The organism is Streptomyces hainanensis (genome assembly GCF_004348415.1).
GTDB classification, from domain to species: domain Bacteria; phylum Actinomycetota; class Actinomycetes; order Streptomycetales; family Streptomycetaceae; genus Streptomyces; species Streptomyces hainanensis.
In genome coordinates, this window is sequence record NZ_SMKI01000112.1 from 1 (window position 1) to 17,842 (window position 17,842).

Annotated in this window: 15 protein-coding genes; 5 read left to right on the plus strand and 10 right to left on the minus strand. The window is 73.1% G+C overall.

The window, feature by feature from the left end; all coding sequences use genetic code 11:
- Window positions 1-74: 74 nt before the first annotated feature.
- Window positions 75-1,706, minus strand: a complete 1,632-nt coding sequence (locus E1283_RS12865; protein WP_132818130.1) for a tetratricopeptide repeat protein — start codon at window positions 1,704-1,706, stop codon at window positions 75-77.
- 335 nt (window positions 1,707-2,041) lie between these two features.
- Window positions 2,042-4,993, minus strand: coding sequence for a UPF0182 family membrane protein (locus E1283_RS12870; RefSeq protein WP_132818141.1), 2,952 nt, complete (start codon window positions 4,991-4,993; stop codon window positions 2,042-2,044).
- A gap of 152 nt (window positions 4,994-5,145) precedes the next feature.
- On the opposite strand from E1283_RS12870, the gene E1283_RS12875 reads away from it, so the two are divergent.
- Window positions 5,146-5,703: a PPA1309 family protein gene (locus tag E1283_RS12875; protein WP_132818131.1), complete on the plus strand. Its 558-nt coding sequence runs from the start codon at window positions 5,146-5,148 to the stop codon at window positions 5,701-5,703.
- 78 nt (window positions 5,704-5,781) lie between these two features.
- Here E1283_RS12875 and E1283_RS12880 read toward each other — a convergent pair whose 3' ends face one another.
- From E1283_RS12880 to E1283_RS12890, 4 genes are all read right to left on the minus strand, one after another.
- Entirely contained in the window at window positions 5,782-6,873 is a 1,092-nt protein-coding gene (locus E1283_RS12880) for a YlbL family protein (protein ID WP_132818132.1), read from the minus strand.
- A gap of 25 nt (window positions 6,874-6,898) precedes the next feature.
- Window positions 6,899-7,072, minus strand: coding sequence for a hypothetical protein (locus E1283_RS37225; protein WP_165956105.1), 174 nt, complete (start codon window positions 7,070-7,072; stop codon window positions 6,899-6,901).
- Between the two features lie 110 nt (window positions 7,073-7,182).
- Window positions 7,183-7,647, minus strand: a complete 465-nt coding sequence (locus E1283_RS12885) for a molybdenum cofactor biosynthesis protein MoaE (RefSeq protein ID WP_132818133.1) — start codon at window positions 7,645-7,647, stop codon at window positions 7,183-7,185.
- A gap of 29 nt (window positions 7,648-7,676) precedes the next feature.
- A complete protein-coding gene (locus E1283_RS12890; protein ID WP_132818134.1) occupies window positions 7,677-8,855 on the minus strand; it encodes an NAD-dependent epimerase/dehydratase family protein in 1,179 nt (392 codons plus the stop codon).
- Window positions 8,856-8,990: 135 nt separating this feature from the next.
- Between E1283_RS12890 and E1283_RS12895 the strand changes: the two genes are divergently transcribed.
- Both E1283_RS12895 and E1283_RS12900 read left to right on the plus strand, forming a co-directional pair.
- Window positions 8,991-10,505 carry a zinc-dependent metalloprotease gene (locus tag E1283_RS12895; RefSeq protein ID WP_132818135.1) on the plus strand — a complete coding sequence of 505 codons (1,515 nt, stop codon included), beginning with the start codon at window positions 8,991-8,993 and terminating at the stop codon, window positions 10,503-10,505.
- Window positions 10,502-11,026, plus strand: a complete 525-nt coding sequence (locus E1283_RS12900) for an NUDIX hydrolase (RefSeq protein ID WP_132818136.1) — start codon at window positions 10,502-10,504, stop codon at window positions 11,024-11,026. The genes E1283_RS12895 and E1283_RS12900 overlap by 4 nt, the downstream gene beginning before the upstream one ends.
- 24 nt (window positions 11,027-11,050) lie before the next feature.
- On the opposite strand, the gene E1283_RS12905 is transcribed toward E1283_RS12900, so the two are convergent.
- The 4 genes from E1283_RS12905 to E1283_RS12920 form a co-directional block, all read right to left on the minus strand.
- Window positions 11,051-11,806 carry an AIM24 family protein gene (locus E1283_RS12905; protein WP_132818137.1) on the minus strand — a complete coding sequence of 252 codons (756 nt, stop codon included), beginning with the start codon at window positions 11,804-11,806 and terminating at the stop codon, window positions 11,051-11,053.
- Window positions 11,807-11,861: 55 nt separating this feature from the next.
- Window positions 11,862-12,536, minus strand: coding sequence for an AIM24 family protein (locus E1283_RS12910; RefSeq protein WP_132818138.1), 675 nt, complete (start codon window positions 12,534-12,536; stop codon window positions 11,862-11,864).
- A 12-nt stretch (window positions 12,537-12,548) separates the two neighbouring features.
- Entirely contained in the window at window positions 12,549-14,354 is a 1,806-nt protein-coding gene (locus tag E1283_RS12915) for a TerD family protein (protein WP_132818142.1), read from the minus strand.
- A gap of 96 nt (window positions 14,355-14,450) precedes the next feature.
- Window positions 14,451-15,023, minus strand: a complete 573-nt coding sequence (locus E1283_RS12920; RefSeq protein WP_132818143.1) for a M48 metallopeptidase family protein — start codon at window positions 15,021-15,023, stop codon at window positions 14,451-14,453.
- 224 nt (window positions 15,024-15,247) lie between these two features.
- On the opposite strand from E1283_RS12920, the gene E1283_RS12925 reads away from it, so the two are divergent.
- Together E1283_RS12925 and E1283_RS12930 are read left to right on the plus strand one after the other, a co-directional pair.
- Window positions 15,248-16,336 carry a ThiF family adenylyltransferase gene (locus E1283_RS12925; protein WP_132818139.1) on the plus strand — a complete coding sequence of 363 codons (1,089 nt, stop codon included), beginning with the start codon at window positions 15,248-15,250 and terminating at the stop codon, window positions 16,334-16,336.
- 79 nt (window positions 16,337-16,415) lie between these two features.
- Window positions 16,416-17,789 (plus strand): ABC1 kinase family protein, encoded by a 1,374-nt coding sequence (locus tag E1283_RS12930; protein WP_132818140.1) that lies wholly within the window; start codon window positions 16,416-16,418, stop codon window positions 17,787-17,789.
- Window positions 17,790-17,842: the final 53 nt, after the last annotated feature.

Below are 17,842 nucleotides of genomic sequence, written 5' to 3' on the forward strand. Positions count from 1 at the left end.
GTGGGCGGGTGGGGGAAACCCCCGCGACACCGTCCCGCGGCCGGCGACGGACAGACGGTAGGCGGCTACGCCGGTCAGGCCGTGAGTTCCTGCCGGAGCGCGTCCCGCAGGCGGGCCGCCCGCGCCGTGACCTCCGGGGGGCCGAGCTCCATGGCGCGCGTGCACCAGGTGCCGCCCTCGGCGAGGTCGCCGCGCCGGGAGGCGAGCAGCGCGAGCTGCAGCGCCGCCCGGCCGTGGCCGGACTCGGCGGCGCGGCGCCACCACAGCGCGGCCTCCGGCTCGCTGCCCTCGCGGGCCAGCAGCAGCCCGAGGTTGAACGCGCCGTTGCGGCTGCCCGCCTCGGCGGAGGCCCGGTACCAGTGGGCCGCCGTCACGACGTCGTCCCTGGCGGCCGCGAGCATGCCGAGCCGGACCTGGGCGCGGCGGTGGCCGCGCTCGGCCGCCGCCGTGTACCAGCGTTCGGTCGCCTCCTCGTCGCCGCGCCGCTCGATCAGCACCGCGAGGCGGAAGGCGCCCTCGATGCTGCCGCCCTCGGCGGCCCGCGTCAGGTGCTCCTCGGCGCGCCGATGGTCGGCCTCGGAGCCGCCGGCCCGCAGCAGTTCGACGGCGATCTGCAGCGCCGCCTCCGGGTGGCCGGCCGCCGCGGCCTGCTCGTACCAGTGCCGCGCCTGCGCCGTCTCGTCCCGGCCGGCGTGCAGGATGCCGAGGTTGAACGCCGCGTCGACGCTGCCGGCCTCGGCCGCCTTGGAGAACCACGGCTCGGCGCCGGCCGCGTCGCCGCGCTGCAGCAGCAGCACGGCCAGCGCGTTGGACGCCTCGCGGTGGCCCGCGTAGGCGGCGCGCCGGTACCACTGCTCGGCCTGGGCCATCCGCCCCAGGCCGGCGCAGAGCAGCGCCAGGTTGAAGGCGCCGTTGGTGTCGCCCGCGTCGAGCGCGGCCCGGTACCAGCGCTGTGCCTCCTGCCGCTCGCCGCGCTCGGCGCACAGCGCGCCCAGCGCGTTGGCCGCCGGGCCGTCGCCGTCCCGGGCGGCGCGCCGCCACCAGCGCTCGGCGGCGGCCGCGTCGCCGCCGTCGCGGAGCAGGAAGCCGAGCGCGCTCGCGGCGCGCGGCTCGCCGGCCTCGGCGGCCTCCTGGTACCAGCGGCCGGCCTCGGCCAGCTCGCCGCGCTCCTCGAGCGACGTGCCGAGCCGCAGCGCGGCGCGCCGGTGGCCGCGGGCCGCGGCCTGCCGGAACCAGCCCTCGGCCGCGGTGGTGTCGCGCCTGGCCAGCAGGCAGGCGTAGCGGTAGGCGGCCTCCCGGTGGCCGCGCTCGGCGGCGGCACGGAACCACTTGTCGGCGCCCGGTGCCCCCCGGTGGTCGAGGAGGTCGGCCAGGGCGTACGCGCCGGAGGCGTGCCCGGACTCGGCGGACTGCCGCAGCCAGTACTCGGCGGCCGCCTCGTCACCGCGCTCGCGGTGGTGCCGGCCGAGCGCGTGGGCGGCGGGCGAGGAGCCGGCGACGGCAGCCGTCCGCCACCACTCGGCCGCCTCGTCGGCGCGCCCGGACTGGTACAGCAGAACCCCCAGATTGTTGGCGGCGGACCGCTCCCCATCCGCCGCTGCGGTGCGCAGCGGCGTCTCGGCGTGGTCCAGGTCGCCCAGGCGCAACAGCCGCGCGCCCTCGCGCGCAGCCGCACGACTGCCCTCGAACCTCGCGTTGTCCCCCATAAGGTCCATAGTCGCACCACCTGAAACCTGCGTACACCTGGTATACCGCAGCCAGTGAAGTCACTTCAGCGGTTTATCGACTTCCCGACATGGAAACCCCCAAACGCCTTCACGGGCAGGGAGTTGTCCTGGGACGTCACGCAGTATGCCGTTCGACACTGTCAGAGCAGGTCACCAAGCACCAGCGGCAACCGCCGAACTTATGCGCAAGGTTGACGAGGTGACGGGTGTGAACTGTGCCTGCGCTGGACGGCATTGGTGAAGGCCGAGGTGGGAGACGACAGGAGGGGCCGGGAGACGTCACCGTCTCCCGGCCCCTCATCAGTTGTCGCCCGTCACTCGGACGGCTCCTCCGCCGGCTGGCCCCCTTCGAGCTCCTCGATTCGGCCGAAGGCCTCCTCGAGCCGCTCCTGGGCCTCGGCGTAGGCGCCCCAGTCGCCCGCCTCGAAGGCCTCCTGGCTCTCCTGCCACGCCTGGGTGGCCTCGTCGATGGCCTCCTCCAACGTGGCGTCCGTGGGCGGCGGCTCCTCGCCCTCGTCCGGCGGCGGCTCCTCGCCCTCGCCGGGTTCCTCCTGCGGCGGTGGCTCCTCGCCGGACTCGGTCACGCCGAAGACCTGGTCGAGCGCCTCGCCCAGGGTGTCCTCGAACGCGGTCTCCTCGCCGTAGGTGACCAGGACCCTCCGCAGCAGCGGGTACTCGGTGCTCGCCCCCTGCACGTAGACCGGCTCGACGTAGAGCAGCCCGCCCTCCAGCGGCACCGTCAGCAGGTTGCCGTACTCCACCTCGGAGTCGCCGCGTTGGAGGATGTTGATCTCGTTGGCGATGTCCGGATCGGAGTTGAACCTGGACTGCACCTGTTGTGGACCCCAGACCGTCGTGTTGGACGGCAGGGTGAGGACCCGCATGGTGCCGTAGTCCTCGGATCTCGCGTCCGCCTCGACGGCCATGTAGGCCGACAACGTCTCTCTGCCCTGTGGCGTGAACGTCGTGGTCAGCGAGAAGACCTGGCTGTCCTGGTCGGGCATCCGCATGCTCAGGTAGTACGGCGGCACCGACTGGCCCTGCTGGGTCGGGTCGTCCGGCACCTGCCAGCGCTCGGAGCCGCTGTAGAACTGGTCGGCGCTCTCCACGTGGTAGCGCTGGAGCAGGTCGCGCTGGACCTTGAACAGGTCCTGCGGGTACCGGAGGTGGCCGAGCAGGTCGTCGCTGATCTCGTCCCGGTCGTGCACGGTGTCGGGGAACGCGCTGCGCCAGGTCTGGAGGACCGGGTCCTGCTCGTCCCACTCGTAGAGCTCCACGTCGCCCGAGTAGGCGTCGACGGTGGCCTTCACCGAGTTCCGGATGTAGTTGACCTGGTTCTCCTGGGCGATCACGTCGCCCTGGGTCTCGGTCAGCGAGGTCTCGGTGACGTCACCGAGGGTGGTGCGCGACGAGTACGGGTAGCCGTTGGACGTGGTGTACGCGTCCACGATCCACAGCACCCGGCCGTCCACCACCGCCGGATACGGGTCGCCGTCGATGGTGAGCCAGGGGGCCACCGCCTCCACCCGCTCCTTGGGGGTGCGGTTGTAGAGGATCCGGGACCCGTCGCCGATGGCGCCGGAGTAGAGGATCTGCGGCTCGCCCATGGTCAGCGCGTAGGCGGCGCGGACGAAGTAGTTGTCGAGGCCGACGCCGGCGTCGCCGGTGTAGCTGTACTCGACCTCGCCGTCCTCGCCGGCGTAGTCGATCTCCTGCTGCGGGCCGCCGACGATCGAGTACTGGGTGGTGTACTCGCCGAAGTAGATCCGCGGCTCGTACTCGCCGAGGTCGCTCAGCTCCCCGGTGGGCGGCAGGTCGCGCTCGGTGAAGTCCGGCTGGCCGTTGCCCGGCACGTTGGTGCCGCTGGCGGAGACCACGCCGAAACCGTGGGTGTAGCGGAAGTGCTCGTTGATCCAGTTCCGCTCGGGGATCTGGTTGACGTTCATCTCGCGGAGACCGATCACGGTGTCCTGCTCGGCGCCGTCCTCGCCGATCGGGTACCGGTCGACGTCCAGCGTGCCCGGGAACTGGTAGTACCCGCGGACCTGCTGGATCTGCTGGAACGTGGGCGAGACCACGCTCGGGTCGAGCAGCCGGATGCTGGCCGTGGAGGTGACCGCGTTGCGCAGGGTCTCAGGATCCGCGTCGCTCACCCCCGAGTAGTCCTCGATCCTGGCGTCCGCGATGTCGTACGCGTCCTTCGTGGCGTCCATGTGCTTGGCGATGTACGGGGTCTCGCGGGCCTGCTCGTTCGGCCGGACCTGGAACTGCTGGACCAGCGCCGGGTAGACGCCGCCGATCAGCACCGCGGACAGCACCATCAGGCCGAGCCCGATCACCGGCAGCTGCCAGCCGCGCCGCCACACGGCGGCGAAGAACAGCACCGCGCAGATGGCCGCGATGATCGTCAGAATCGTTTTGGCCGGCAGGTAGGCGTTGGCGTCCACGTACCGCAGGCCCGTCCAGCCCTCGGCGTTGCGGAGGTCGCCGCCCTTGAGCGCGAGCCCGTAGCGGTCGAGCCAGTAGGCGACGGACTTGAGCGCCACGAAGAGGCCGAGCAGCACCGACAGGTGCGCGGTGGACGCCTGGGTGATCCGGCTGCCCGGCGTGGTCAGCCGCACGCCGCCGTAGAGGTAGTGGGTCAACGCGGCCGCGATCAGCGAGAGCACGATCACGGCGAAGGCGAAGCCCAGGATGAACCGGTAGAAGGGGTAGTCAAAGGTGTAGAACGAGACATCTCGGTGGAATTGGGGATCTTCGACGCCGAACGACTTCCCGTTGACCCACTGCAGCCAGGTGCGCCACTGGCCGGAGGCCGAACCGCCGGCGATCAGACCGATCACCAACGAAATGCCGATCAGCACCCACCTCTTGAAGGGGGCGATACCCATTCGATAACGATCGAGATTCTGCTGTTCCATCGACATGGCGCTCAGCGGCGGCCGAAGCCGATGCGCCAGCCAGATGTTGAACCCGACGACGAGCGCCATCACGACGCCGAAGACGGCGAACATCAGGACCCTGGTCAGCAGCTCCGTGCGATACACGCTGGTGTATCCCACGGAGTCATACCAGAGCCAGTTCGTCCAGAATCCGGCGAACATGGCGAAGAGAATGGCGAGTCCGGCCAGAATCGCCGCCGTGATCAGCAGACTCCTGGCCCCTCGGGAAGGACGACCGACGCTGAACCGCGGGCCGCCGGGACCTCTCGGACCCCGGGGTCCGTTCGGACCGTTGGGACCACGGCCCGAGCCCCGGTCCGGCATCTGGAAAGCCAAGGTGCGCACCTCAAAGAATCGCTGCGGTCGTTGTCAGGCCGAACAACCTCCCATCGGACATCGTGCGGCCCACTCGGACTAACTTACTCAAGCTTTACTCGGTTCCCGATTTCGGGGTATGAGACGGCACGATAGGGCCCATGGACAACACGACCCCCGACGCACCCATGGCCGCAGCGCCGGCCACCGATCCGCTCACCAGGGCGGTGCTCGAAATCGACGACTATGTCGCGGGGCTTGGCTGGGACCGCCCGGCGCTGCTGTTCGCGCTGGTCGACACGGAACGACTGCGGGCCGAGGAGCCCGCGCTCGCCGAACAGCTCGACCTCGGCGGCGACAGCCCCCTGACCCCCGTGGAACAGGACGAGTTGCCGCCCGGCGTGCCCCTCGACGAGTTCCTCGCCACCATCGCGTGGCCGGAGCAGGTGGCCGGCTGCGCGCTCGCGGTCGAGCGGCTGATGCTGCCGCCGTCGGCCGAGGAGGCGCTGCCCGAGGGGCTCTCGGAGGCCGCGCTGACCGACTGGGTCGCCGAACACCCGGACCGGCAGGAGGTCAGGATGACCGTGGCCGTGCTGCGGGACGGGCGGCGCGAGTCCGCGCTGCGGATGCGTGAGAAGGACTCGCCGCAGGACGTGCTCACCGGCCCCGACCTCGTGCCGGGCCTGGCGGCCGCGCTGGCGACCACGTTCGAGGAGTAGGGCGGCGGGCCGCGCCCGGAGCCCGCCGGGCGCGGCTCTGCCCGGCGCGGCTCCGCCCGGTGCCGCTCTGCTCCGTGGTCAGTCCGCCGAGCAGAGCGGGAGGTCGTCGGTGCGGTCCGCCCTGATGTCCTCCAGCGCGGCCAACGCGTCGTCGAGCGTGGCGACGCTCACCAGCGTCAGACCGTCCGGCCTGTTCTCGGCGGCCGTCGCGCAGTTGTTCTCGGGGGTCAGGAAATACTCGGCGCCGGCCTCCCGGGCCGCGATGACCTTCATCGAGATACCGCCGATCTGCCCGACCCGGCCCTCGTCGTCGATGGTGCCGGTGCCGGCCACGAAGGCGCCGCCCGTCAGGTCCTCCGGGGTGAGCCGGTCGATCAGACCCAGCGCGAACATCAGCCCGGCGCTCGGACCGCCGACGTCCGCCAGCTTGATGTCGATCGTGAACGGGAAGGTGTGGGTGACCCCGGCCTGGATCCCGACGATGGCCCGCTGGTCGTCGTCGGCCGCGGCGGTGGTGATGGTGACGTCCTCGGTGTCGGACGGCAGCTCCTCGCCCGCCTCCTGGGCCTCCCTGGCCCGGTCCGCCGGCACGATCGTGAAGACCACGTCCTCGCCCGCCCGGTGCTCGGTGACCAGCTCGGCGACCTGCCCTGGCTCGGTGACCTTGGTGCCGTCCACCGCGACGATCGCGTCCCCCGCGTGCAGCCGCCCCTCGGACGGGCTGTCCTTGACCACCGCGGCCACGATGGTCTGCGCCGGGATGTCGTAGCCGATCGCCTCGAGCGCCGCCACCTTGGCGCTCTCCTGGGACGCCGAGAACTCCTCCGCGTTCTGCTGCTCGACCTGGTCGGCCGAGACGTGCTGCGGATAGAGCGTGCGGTAGGGCACCACCGCCGCGTCCGCCGCCAGCCAGCCGGCGGTCGCCTCCAGCAGGTTCATCCGGTAGTCGACGCCGGTGACGCGGACCGTCGTCATGTTGAGGTGACCCGAGGTCTCGTACGTCTCGTGGCCCTCGATGTTGAGCACCGGCTCGCCGTCGTGGTCCCCCAGCGTGTTGACCGTGGGACCGGGCGACATCTCCGCGTAGGGCACGTTGATGAGTACCCCGGCGCAGAGCAGCCCTATCAGCAGCAGGATCGACGTCAGCAGCGTCGCGGTGCGGCGTGGCATGCCTTGACAGTACGTGACGGTGCTGTCAGCCGTCCGCCGGGGCCCGCTCCATCGCGGCCCGGAACGCCTCGTAGCCGCGCACCCCCGCCTTATCTCGCACGCCCCGGTGATTGACGCCGCGGCGGGTGGCCCACGTGCTCCAGAGCCCGGCCACCAGCGCGCCTGCGACGGGAATCAGCAGCCACACGAGAACCGCCATGACCTACCTCCCACCTCCGGCGGACGTACCACCAACGCTCGGTCGTGGGAACGAGTTACGCAACCGGAGTAGTGAGCTTGGTCATCTCTTGAAATCCCGCCCGACAAGGCCTATGCGCAGGCCCCCACCCACTCCTGGGTGCCGTCCACGAAGGACTGGTGCTTCCAGATGGGGACCTCCCGCTTGAGGTCGTCGATCAGCCGGCGCGCGGCGTCGAACGCCTCGCCGCGGTGTGGGCAGGCGACGGCCACGATCACCGCGAGGTCGCCGACGCCGAGGTCGCCGACCCGGTGCACCGCGGCCAGTGCCTCCACCGGGAAGTCGGCGACGATCTTCTCGGCGACCCGACGCAGCTCGGCCTCCGCGCTGGGATGCGCCGAGTAGGCCAGTTCGGTGACCGCCGGCCCCTTGACGGCCCCGTCGTGGTCCCGGACCGTGCCGACGAACAACGCGGTGCCGCCGGCCCGGTCGTGGCCCACCGCGGCGAAGACCTCGTCCAAGGAGAGCGGGGTGTCACGGATGGCGAGCAGCTGGATCTGCTCGGTGCGCTGCGGGTGCGTCGTGGGACCAGTCATGGACACATGCTGCCCCATCGCGCGCCCTCTCAACGACGCCGGCTGCGCCTGGCCCGCCTGACCAGGGCCGCCGTGCCCACCAGGGCCACCGTGGCGCCCGCGGCGCCCAGCGTGGTGGCGGCGTCCTTCCTGCCGAGCCGCCGGCCGGCCACGGTGTGCCGGCCCGCGACCTCGTTGAGCAGCTCGGCCAGCACCTCCTCGTTGCTCCAGCCCGGCCGCCAGCCCGCCTCGTACAGCTTGCTCCCGCTGACCACCCAGGGGTGCATGGTGTAGGCGAGGTCGCCCGCCGGGGACGGCGTGAGGCCGAGCCGGTGCAGCCTGGCGGCCGCGCCGAGCGCCACCGAGGGCGGCAGCTCCATGCGGCGGATGCCGGTCAGCTGCTCCACCTCCTCCTGCTCGAGCCAGCCGTCGCAGCCCACCGCGAGCTCGCCCTCCACCTTGTCGAGGACCGCGAACTCCAGGGCGCTGACCAGGTCTTCGACGTGGCAGAACTGCCAGCGCGGCCGGGAGCCGGCGACGACGAGCAGCCGGGGCGACTCGAAGTAGCGGGTGAGCGCGGTGTCCGTGCCGCCGACCAGGACGGCGGGACGCAGCACCGTGACGCTGAGCCCGGGGTGGGCGCGCGGTGCGCGGCGCGCCAGGCGCTCGATCTCCAGCAGGTCGCCGACGCAGGTGGCGTCGGCCGTGGCGCGCAGCTCCGCGTCCTCGGCCAGCGGCACGTCGTTGTCGGGCAACGCGCCGTAGACCATGGCCGAGGTGCACAGGATGACGCGCCGCACGCCGGCCGCCGCGGCGGCGGTGAGCACGGTCTGGGCACCGCGCACGTTGTAGGCGGTGCGGGCGGCCGGGTCGGACTCCAGGTCGAGGTCGAGGGCGAGGTGCACCACCACGTCCACCGGGCCCGAGGTGGTCTCGCGGTCGCGGTCGCGATCACGGGCGCCGTCGTGCCGCAGCGAACCCCGGGCCGCACCCGAGGTGCGCAGCAGCTCGGCGATGGCCGGGTCGCGGATGTCCAGGGTGTGCCACTCGGCACCCCTGGCGTCGCCGATGCGCTCGTCGAGGGCGAGCACCCGCCTCACCTCCTCTGCGGCCAGCAGACGCTCCGTGAGCAGGGCGCCAACCCCGCTGGCGGCTCCGGTGACGGCGACGGTCAGCGGGGCCGCGGGGCCGTTTCGCGCTGCGCGAACGGCTGGCTCCGGGGAACTCACAGGACTTCTCCAGTGGTTGTTTCAGGTACGACGTGCGCACGCCCATCCTGCCTGAGAGGTGTCTAGGCTGGAGGCAGAGACCAGCGATCGGGCAGCCACGTTGGTTCCGTCCGACACACAGAGCCGAGGATTCCCGTGAGTGACTTTCCCTTCGGATTCGGCCTTCCCGAGGAGCCGGATGATGGTGAATCCGGCAAGAAGCGTGGCAACGGGGGGCAGGGTGGTGGTGGGCAGGGGCCCGCGGACAACCCGCTCGCCGCGCTGTTCGGCTCGATGGGCGCCGGCGGCCAGATGAACCCGCAGGACCTGGGGGCGGCGTTCCAGCAGCTCGGCCAGATGCTGTCGTACGAGGGCGGCCCGGTGAACTGGGAGCTGGCCAGGTCCGTGGCCCGGCAGACGGTGGCGCAGGGCGCGCAGGACGGCTCGCGGGACGAGAGCGTGTCGTCGCCCGAGCGTGCCCGGGTCGAGGAGGCCGTCAGGCTGGCCGACCTCTGGCTCGACGGGGTCACCTCGCTGCCGTCCGGCTCCGGCTCGACGGTGGCGTGGAGCCGCGCCGAGTGGGTGGAGGCGACGCTGCCGGTCTGGCGGGAGCTGGTGGACCCGGTGGCCGAGCGGGTCGGCGCGGCCATGGGTGATGTGATGCCCGAGGAGATGCAGGCGATGGCCGGGCCGCTGCTCGGCATGATGCGCTCGATGGGCGGGGCCATGTTCGGCACCCAGATCGGGCAGGCCGTGGGCGTGCTGGCCGGCGAGGTGGTGGGCTCGACGGACATCGGGCTGCCGCTCGGCCCGGCCGGCAGGGCCGCGCTCCTCCCCCAGAACGTGGCGGCGTTCGGTGCCGGCCTCGGCGTGCCGCAGGAGGAGGTCAGGCTGTATCTGGCGCTGCGCGAGGCGGCCCACCAGCGGCTCTTCGCGCACGTGCCGTGGCTGCGGTCGCACCTGTTCGGCGCGGTGGACGGCTACGCGCGGGGCATCCAGGTGGACACGGGCAAGCTGGAGGACCTGGTCGGCCAGCTCGACCCGTCGCGCCCCGAGGAGATGCAGGAGAAGCTTCAGCAGGGGCTGTTCCAGCCGGAGGACACGCCGCAGCAGAAGGCGGCCCTGGCCCGTCTCGAGACGGCGCTGGCGCTGGTGGAGGGCTGGGTGGACGCGGTGGTGTTCGCGGCCGCCGAGCCGCACCTGCCGTCGGCCTCCGCGCTGCGGGAGACGCTGCGGCGGCGCCGGGCCACCGGCGGGCCGGCGGAGCAGACGTTCGCCACGCTGATCGGGCTCGAACTGCGGCCGCGCCGGCTGCGGGACGCGGCCCGGCTGTGGGCCTCGCTCACGGACGCCCGCGGCGCCCAGGGGCGGGACGCGCTGTGGGCGCACCCCGACATGCTGCCCACCGCCGCCGACCTGGACGACCCGGACGGCTTCGTGCACCGCGAGCAGCTGGACTTCTCCGAGTTGGACCGGATGCTCGGGGACGCGGCGGGTGAGGGCGGCCCGCGCCTGGAGAAGGACGGCGACGCCGACCGGGACGACAAGGGCCGGGCCGAGGGCGGCAAGGGTCCGGCCAAGGGCGGCAAGGGTCCGGCCGAGGGCGAGGGCAAGGGCGAGGGCAGGGACGACAAGGGCGGTTCCGACGGCGAGGGCGGCCGGGGCGAGTGAGTCTGCACGAGGACGCCAGCCGCGTGCTGCGGGAGTGGTCGGCGCCCGACGCGGCGCAGGACGAGCTTCGCGCCGCCTACGGGCGGCATCTGGGGACCCACGCCGACGGCGTGTGGCGGGGCTGCGCGGCCGGCCACATCACGGCGAGCGCGCTGGTGATCGACCCCGCCGGGGGCCGGGTGCTGCTCACCCTGCACCCCAAGATCGGTGCCTGGCTGCAGACCGGCGGCCACTGCGAGCCCACGGACACCACGCTGGCCGGGGCCGCGCTGCGCGAGGCCACCGAGGAGTCGGGCATCGGGGGGCTTCGGCTGCTGCCGGCGCCCGCCGGCCTCGACCGGCACCGCACACCGTGCGCCGTCCACCTGGACGTGCAGTACGCGGCGGTGGCGCCGGCCGGCGCCCGGGCCGTGATCAGCGAGGAGTCGCTCGACCTGCGCTGGTTCCCGTACGACGAGGTGGCGGCGGTGGCCGACGAGTCGGTCGTGCGGCTGCTGGAGCGGGCCCGCGCGCTGCTGTGAGGGGCGGGCGGCCGGCCCGCGGCGCTACCGCGGGCCCCAGGCGCCGCCCTGGTGCAGCCCGGGGGTGCCGCCCTGCTGGAACTGGCCGCCGAGCTGTTCGCCGAACGAGGTGTGCGCGGGCGGCAGCAGCTCGCTCGGCTGGACCACCACGTGGCCGTCGCCCATGAAGCTGAGCTCCCAGCCCTCGCCGGTGTTGCCCCGGCGCCGGAAGACCGACCGGTTGCTGGTCTGGGCCTGCATCTGCACCCGCAGCGAGGAGGACCAGGCCACCACCGCGTCGGCGTCGGCGCTGACGTAGCGGTCCGGGGAGACCCGTGTCACCAGCGGGGAGCCGGAGGTGGTGATGGCGACCTTGCCCTGGCCGCCGATGACCAGGTTGTACGCGCCGGCGCCGGCGATGCCGTACTGGCTCTCGACGGCGACGACCTCCCAGTGGAGGTGGGCGTCGAGGGCCAGCACGTAGGAGCTGTCGACGGTCAGCCCCTCGTGGTCGATGTCCAGCACGTGCACGTGTTGGGCCAGGTTGGCCAGGTAGACGGCGCCCTGGCCGAAGCAGCGCATCAGCGGCAGCGTCTCGCCGGTGGCCCACTGGCTGTGCTGCTGGTGGAGCGACTGGTGCTCGCCGTCGAACTCGACCATGCCCTCGAAGGCGACCATGCTGCCGGTCCTGGCGAGCACGTCGCCGCCCCGGGAGAGGTTGACCCGGACCATGTGGGCGCCCTGCGGGGCGAAGCGCTCCTCGGTCTGGTTGACGGTGTGGTTGAAGATCGGGCTCTGCATGACGCCGGTGTCCCCCTGTGTTCCTGGCTCGTCCTGTGTCCTCGGCTGCCGACGGCTACTGGCCCAGCCGCTCGGTGCTGTCCTCGCTGGGCTGGACCACCACGAACCCCTGTCCGGAGAAGGCCAGCTGGTAGGCCTCGCCGCTGCCCCGGCCGAGGAGCGAGCTGGCCTTGAAGCTGCGCTTGCCGCTGACCTCCAGGCCGGTGGACCAGGCGACCAGGGCGTCCGGGTCCACGAAGGTCTCGCCGGCCTGGCCGCAGTCGACGACGACTGGCATGCCCCGGCTGGTGACCGCCACCCAACCGGTGCCGGATATCCCGATGTTGAACAGGCCCTGCCCGGCGAACTTGGCGATGCCCCTGACCCGCTGCACGCCCCACTCCAGGTGGGCGTCGAAGGCCAGGACGTTGGTGGCGTTGACCGACAGGTTGTCGTTGTCGAGGGGGAGGCAGACGACGTTGGCGCCGTAGTCGGCCAGGTAGAGCAGGCCGTCGCCGAAGCACTTCATCAGCGGGACGCTCTCGCCGGAGAGCCGGCCCGCGATGGCCTGGCCGAAGGCGGCCGGGTTGGACTCGTACTGGATGAAGCCCTCGTAGGCGATCATCGAACCCGTCCTGGCGAACAGGTCGTTGCCCGACTGCATGGCGACGCGGGCGATGGTCGGGCCGTGGTTCCCCATCCGGGCGGTGGGTGCGGCGGGGGCGTATCCCGCGATCATGCGCTGGTCCATCACGGGCTCCCGTCAGATCTCGTAGGGCTGGACGATGGCGAAGTTCCCCGGGGCGCCGCGGAACTGGAGCTGGGTGGTCTCGCCGGAGTGCCCCGGGTAGGCGTGGCGGCGGAGCCGGACCTGGTTGGCGACCAGCACCTGCGCGCCGGCCGACCAGGCGACGATCGCGTTGGCGTCGGCGAAGGTCATCGGTGTGACGGGGAGCACCAGGGGCTCGCCGTGGGTGGTGATGACGACGGTGCCGTGGCCCTGGAACTGGAGCGCGAACAGCGAGCCGCCGGGGATGCCGTGGCCGTCGATCCTGCGCACCTCCGGCTCCAGGGACTCGTCGAAGGCCAGCACGTGTTGCGAGGCGACGACGATCGCGTCGCCCTGGAGCTCCACGGGGTGCAGCCGGACGGCCTCCTCGGCCAGATACACCTGGCCGTTGCCGGTGCAGCGCATCAGCGAGGGCATGCCCTCGCCGGTGGCCCACCGGGTCATCCGGCCCATGAGCCCCTGGCTCTTGTAGCCGAAGTCGACGTCGCCGTGGTACATGACCATGCTGCCCTGCCGGGCGAGCACGGGCTGCCCGCCGCCGTGCGTCAGGTCGACGCGGATCAGCTGCGGGTTCTGCTGGCTCCAGCGGCGGCCGTCGCTGACCCCGCGGAAGGCGTCGAGCACCCCGGTCAACGCCCCCGGGGCCGCACCGCCGGCCGGGGCGAACTGCCCGGCCGGGGCACCGGCGCCTGGCGGCGCGACGTAACCCCCCGCACCCGCGCCAGGTGGCGGCGCGTAACCGCCGAAGGGCGATGCGGGCGGCGGCGGTTGGGCCGCCCCCGGCGGCGCCGGGAACCCGCCGCCGGGCTGGCCCGGATGGCCGCCGAACGGCGGCGCCGGCGGCGCGGGCGGCGGTTGCCCTATGCCGGCGCCGGGCTGGCCGACGAAGGCCGCCGGCCCACCCGCGCCGGCGTGCTGCGGCCCCGGCGGGACCGGGAACCCGCCACCGGGCGGCACCGGCTGCCCGGGCACCTGCGGCGCCGCGCCGGGCTGGCCGCCGAACGGCGGCGCGGCCGGCGGTTGTCCGGCGACGCCGCCAGGCGGGCCGCCGAAGGCGGCCGGTGTGCCCGCGCCGACAGGCTGCGCCTGCGGCGGCGAACCAGGAGGACCGCCGAACGGCGGCGGGCTGAACCCGCCGCCCTGCCCAGGCGCCGGAGGCGCCTGGGCACCGGCACCGGCGGCCCCCGGGACGGCGAACGCGGGCGGCTGGCCCGCCGGCGCGGCCGGCGGCGCCGTGGCGGGCGGTTCGTCGTCCTCGACCTCGCCGCCGAAGTGCGTCAGCAACGCGGCCAGGCCGCCGTCGAAGCCCTGGCCGACGGCGGCGAAGCGCCAGCCGTCCTTGCGGTAGAAGTCCCCCAGCATCACGGCCCGCTCGGTGCTGAACTCCGAGCCGTCGAAGGCGTACCTGACGACCTCGTCACCACCCGCCACGATCCGCAGACAGCCGGGCGCGACCTGCGCCATCGTGCCGTCACCGTCGATCGTCGCGGTGAAGGTGAGCCGGTGGATCGACTCCGGAACGCGGTCGAGCGTGATCCGGAACGACTCGGTGTCGCCGGCCTGCGCGCCCAGCTGTTGCAGCGACTCCTCGGGCGACTTCGGCTGGTTGTAGAAGATGAAGTAGCGGTCGTCCGAGAGCTGTTCGGCCGCGTCGAGACCGAAACAGCTGATGTCGAAGACCAGCCCGGGCCCGGATATCTGCACGCCCACGTACAGGTCGGTGCCGAGCGTCAGGTCACTGAGCCTGGCCTTCTGGCCACGCTTGAAGTGCGCCACCATGCGGAACGTCCATCCCCCCATCCGAACACCACGAACCTTCGGCGTCGCCAGCGTAGCCGCTGGCACCGACAACGGTGAGTGGTGGCCGGGGAAAGATCAGGATCGCAGCCAGGGGATGTACGGCAGGCGCTCCGCGGCGACCACGCCCTCCAGGAACCCCCGGGCCCGTTCGGTGCGCGGGTAGTGGTCGAGCAACTGCCAGAAGTCGGCACCGTGGCCGGGCACCAGCAGGTGGGCCAACTCGTGCAGCAGGACGTAGTCGACGACGTACTCCGGCATGCCCTGCAGTCGGTGCGAGAGCCTGATGCTGCCGAGGGCCGGCGTGCAGGAGCCCCAACGGGAGTTCTGGTTGGTGACCCAGCGCACGCTGTCGGGCCGGGCATGCCCCTGGAGGTAGCGCTCGGAGAGCTCGGTCGCGCGGCGCGCCAGCTCGTCGTCGTCGATGATCCGACGATCCTCCTGGGCCGCGAGCTTGTCCAGCATCACGGAGACCCAGCGCCGTTCCTCGTCGACGGTCATCCGCGCGGGGATCAACACGATCGTGCGATCGCCCTCGCGGTAGGCGGAGACCGTGCGGCGGCGACGCGAGCTGCGGCGCACTTCGACCTGATCATGGGCGCCCCGGTCGGGGGCGTGCTCGCGCGGGTGCCGGTGGGTGTCCAGCGCCATCCTGCCCGCCGAGGGGATGCGCTGCGGCGGGCCGGCGGTGTTCAGCGGTTCGCCGGGCACACCTCGACGTTACCCGGTACGAACCGGATATGTCCCGCCTGTCGAAGCCGGTCGGAGCGGTGCCCGAACCAACCGTCCACAGGAACGCCCCATTTATAGGACTATCTCTGCTTCCTGTGGAAAACATCACACCTGCCACCTCTGTCCGGTCGCATCATGTCGCCATGCATCCCATGATCAAGCCCGCCCTCCGCCGCAGCTGGCGGGACAAGCACACCGTGCGCTACGGAGTCACCCCCTCGCACTCGGTGCTCTTCGGCCCGCTGGACACGGCCACCGAGATGTTCCTGACCCTGCTGGACGGCACCCGGGGGCTGCCCACCCTCCGGGAGGCGGCCGCCTCGCTCGGCCTGGGCCGGGCGGCGGCCGACCGGCTGGCCAGGCAGCTGGCGGCGGCCGGCGTGCTGGACGACGCGACGGCCCAGCGCGAGGCGGCGGCGGAGGTCACCGACGTGCTGCGGCCGGATCTGGCGTCGCTCTCGCTGCTCGATCCGGAGCCCGGCGGCGGGCTGCGGCGGCTGCTCGACCGGCGGCGGGCCTGGGTGCAGGTCCGGGGCGCCGGTCGGGTCGGGCTCGCGGTGGCCCTGGCGCTGGCACAGGCCGGGGTGGGGCGCGTTGAGGTGGTGGACGGCGGCCGGGTGGAGTCGGTGGATCTCGCGGCGGCCGGGTTGCGCGCGGAGCACGTCGGGCAGCGGAGGTCGGTGGCGGCGCGCGGCATGCTGCGGGCGGCGACCCCGTGGCGTCGGGCCAGGGGAGCGCCCCCGGACGCGGCGGCGCGCCCCGGTGAGCCGGCGGGCGCGCGGCTGGTGATCTTCGCCCCACGGGACGGTCTGGCGGCCTACGCGCCCGATCCGGCGGTGGCCGAGGAACTCGTCGCGGCCGGCACGCCCCACCTCTACACGGGGGTGGTGGAGGCCACCGGGTTCGTGGGGCCGCTGGTGCTGCCGGGCGCCACGGGCTGCGCGGGGTGTCTGCTGCGCGGCCGGGCCCGCACCGAGCCGGGCTGGCCGCTGCTGGTGGGCCAGTGGCGCAACGCGCGCTCGGCCGGCGTGCCCGCCTGCGACGGGGCGCTGGCCACGGCGGTGGCCGGGCTCGCGGCCTGTGCGGCGCTCGGCTTCCTCGACGGCACGGCGCCGCGCGGCCCCGCCGCCCGCACGGAGGTGGCGCTGCCGGGCCCGACGCTCACCGACCAGCCCGTCGAGCCGCACGCGGAGTGTCCCTGTCCCGCGGCCCAGCCGGCCCGCGCGCCGTGACCAGGGGCCACAATGACTGGGTAGAACTGCGATGACCGCCTGGTTCGGGGCGCGACATATGGGAGTTGGAGGGGACACCATGTCTGACCTACCCCGTAAGGCGGTGACCAGGACGGCGAAGCTCGCCACCCTGCCGCTGAGTTTCGCCGGCCGGGCGACCTGGGGTCTCGGGAAGCGGATCGGGGGCCGGTCCGCCGAGCGGGTGGGCAGCGAGCTGCAACAGCGCACCGCCCAGCAGCTGTTCAGCGTGCTGGGCGAGCTCAAGGGCGGCGCGATGAAGCTCGGCCAGGCGCTCTCGGTCTTCGAGTCGGCGCTGCCCGAGGCGGTGGCCGGGCCCTATCGGGCCGCGCTGACCAAGCTCCAGGACGCGGCCCCGCCGATGCCGACCGCCTCGGTGCGGGCGGTGCTCGCGGAGCGGCTCGGCCCGGACTGGCGGGAGCTGTTCACCGAGTTCGACGAGCGGCCGGCGGCCGCCGCCTCGATCGGGCAGGTGCACCGGGCCGTCTGGCACGACGGCCGCGAGGTGGCCGTCAAGATCCAGTACCCGGGCGCGGGCGAGGCGCTGCTCTCCGACCTGACGCAGCTGGGCCGGTTCGCCCGGCTGCTGGGGCCGCTGATCCCCGGCATGGATCTCAAGCCGCTGATCGAGGAGTTGCGGGAGCGGGTCGCCGAGGAGCTGGACTACGCCCTGGAGGCGGCGGCGCAGCAGGCCTACGCCGAGGAGTTCAGGGGCGATCCCGGGGTGCTGGTGCCGGCCGTGGTGTACCAGCGGGACCAGGTGCTGGTCAGCGAGTGGCTCTCGGGCATCCCGCTGTCCCGGGTGATCGGCGAGGGCGGCCAGGAGGAGCGGGACAGGGCCGGGCAGCTGCTGGCGCGCTTCCTCTTCTCCGGCACGGCGCGCACCGGTCTGCTGCACGCCGACGCCCACCCGGGCAACTTCCGGCTGGTGCCGGGGCCCGAGGGCGAGCCGGTGTCCTCGTGGCGGCTCGGCGTCATGGACTTCGGCGCGGTGAACCGGCTGCCAGGTGGGCTGCCGCCGGTGATCGGCGAGGCGCTGCGGATGTCCCTCGACGGGCGGGCCGACGAGGTGTACGGGCGGCTGGTGGCCGAGGGCTTCGTGAAGCCGTCCATCGAGCTGGATCCGGGCGCGGTGCTCGACTACCTGCTGCCGATCATCGAGCCGGCCCGGGTGGCGGAGTTCGCGTTCAGCCGGGAGTGGCTGCGGGAGCAGGCGGCCCGGATCGCCGATCCCCGGTCGGCGGCCCACCAGTTGGGGCGCCGGCTGAACCTGCCGCCCTCCTATCTGCTGATCCACCGGGTCACGCTGAGCACGATCGGCGTGCTGTGCCAGCTGGGGGCGCGGGTGCGGATGCGGGACGAGCTGGAGGCGGGGCTGCCCGGCTTCCAGCCACCGGCGGAGCGGCCGGTGGAGAAAGCCGACCGGCCGGCCTGAGCCGAGTGGGTCTCGGGCCCGGGCCGGCCGGTCGGCTGGGTGGATAGGTGGGT

What these genes read in the sequence shown, in the direction of transcription:
- E1283_RS12865 (WP_132818130.1), bottom strand. Translation starts at nt 1,706, where the DNA reads ATGGGGGACAACGCGAGGTTCGAGGGCAGTCGTGCGGCTGCGCGCGAG.
- E1283_RS12870 (WP_132818141.1), bottom strand. Translation starts at nt 4,993, where the DNA reads ATGCCGGACCGGGGCTCGGGCCGTGGTCCCAACGGTCCGAACGGACCC.
- E1283_RS12875 (WP_132818131.1), top strand. Translation starts at nt 5,146, where the DNA reads ATGGACAACACGACCCCCGACGCACCCATGGCCGCAGCGCCGGCCACC.
- E1283_RS12880 (WP_132818132.1), bottom strand. Translation starts at nt 6,873, where the DNA reads ATGCCACGCCGCACCGCGACGCTGCTGACGTCGATCCTGCTGCTGATA.
- E1283_RS37225 (WP_165956105.1), bottom strand. Translation starts at nt 7,072, where the DNA reads ATGGCGGTTCTCGTGTGGCTGCTGATTCCCGTCGCAGGCGCGCTGGTG.
- E1283_RS12885 (WP_132818133.1), bottom strand. Translation starts at nt 7,647, where the DNA reads ATGACTGGTCCCACGACGCACCCGCAGCGCACCGAGCAGATCCAGCTG.
- E1283_RS12905 (WP_132818137.1), bottom strand. Translation starts at nt 11,806, where the DNA reads ATGCAGAGCCCGATCTTCAACCACACCGTCAACCAGACCGAGGAGCGC.
- E1283_RS12910 (WP_132818138.1), bottom strand. Translation starts at nt 12,536, where the DNA reads ATGGACCAGCGCATGATCGCGGGATACGCCCCCGCCGCACCCACCGCC.
- E1283_RS12915 (WP_132818142.1), bottom strand. Translation starts at nt 14,354, where the DNA reads ATGGTGGCGCACTTCAAGCGTGGCCAGAAGGCCAGGCTCAGTGACCTG.
- E1283_RS12920 (WP_132818143.1), bottom strand. Translation starts at nt 15,023, where the DNA reads ATGGCGCTGGACACCCACCGGCACCCGCGCGAGCACGCCCCCGACCGG.
- E1283_RS12925 (WP_132818139.1), top strand. Translation starts at nt 15,248, where the DNA reads ATGCATCCCATGATCAAGCCCGCCCTCCGCCGCAGCTGGCGGGACAAG.
- E1283_RS12930 (WP_132818140.1), top strand. Translation starts at nt 16,416, where the DNA reads ATGTCTGACCTACCCCGTAAGGCGGTGACCAGGACGGCGAAGCTCGCC.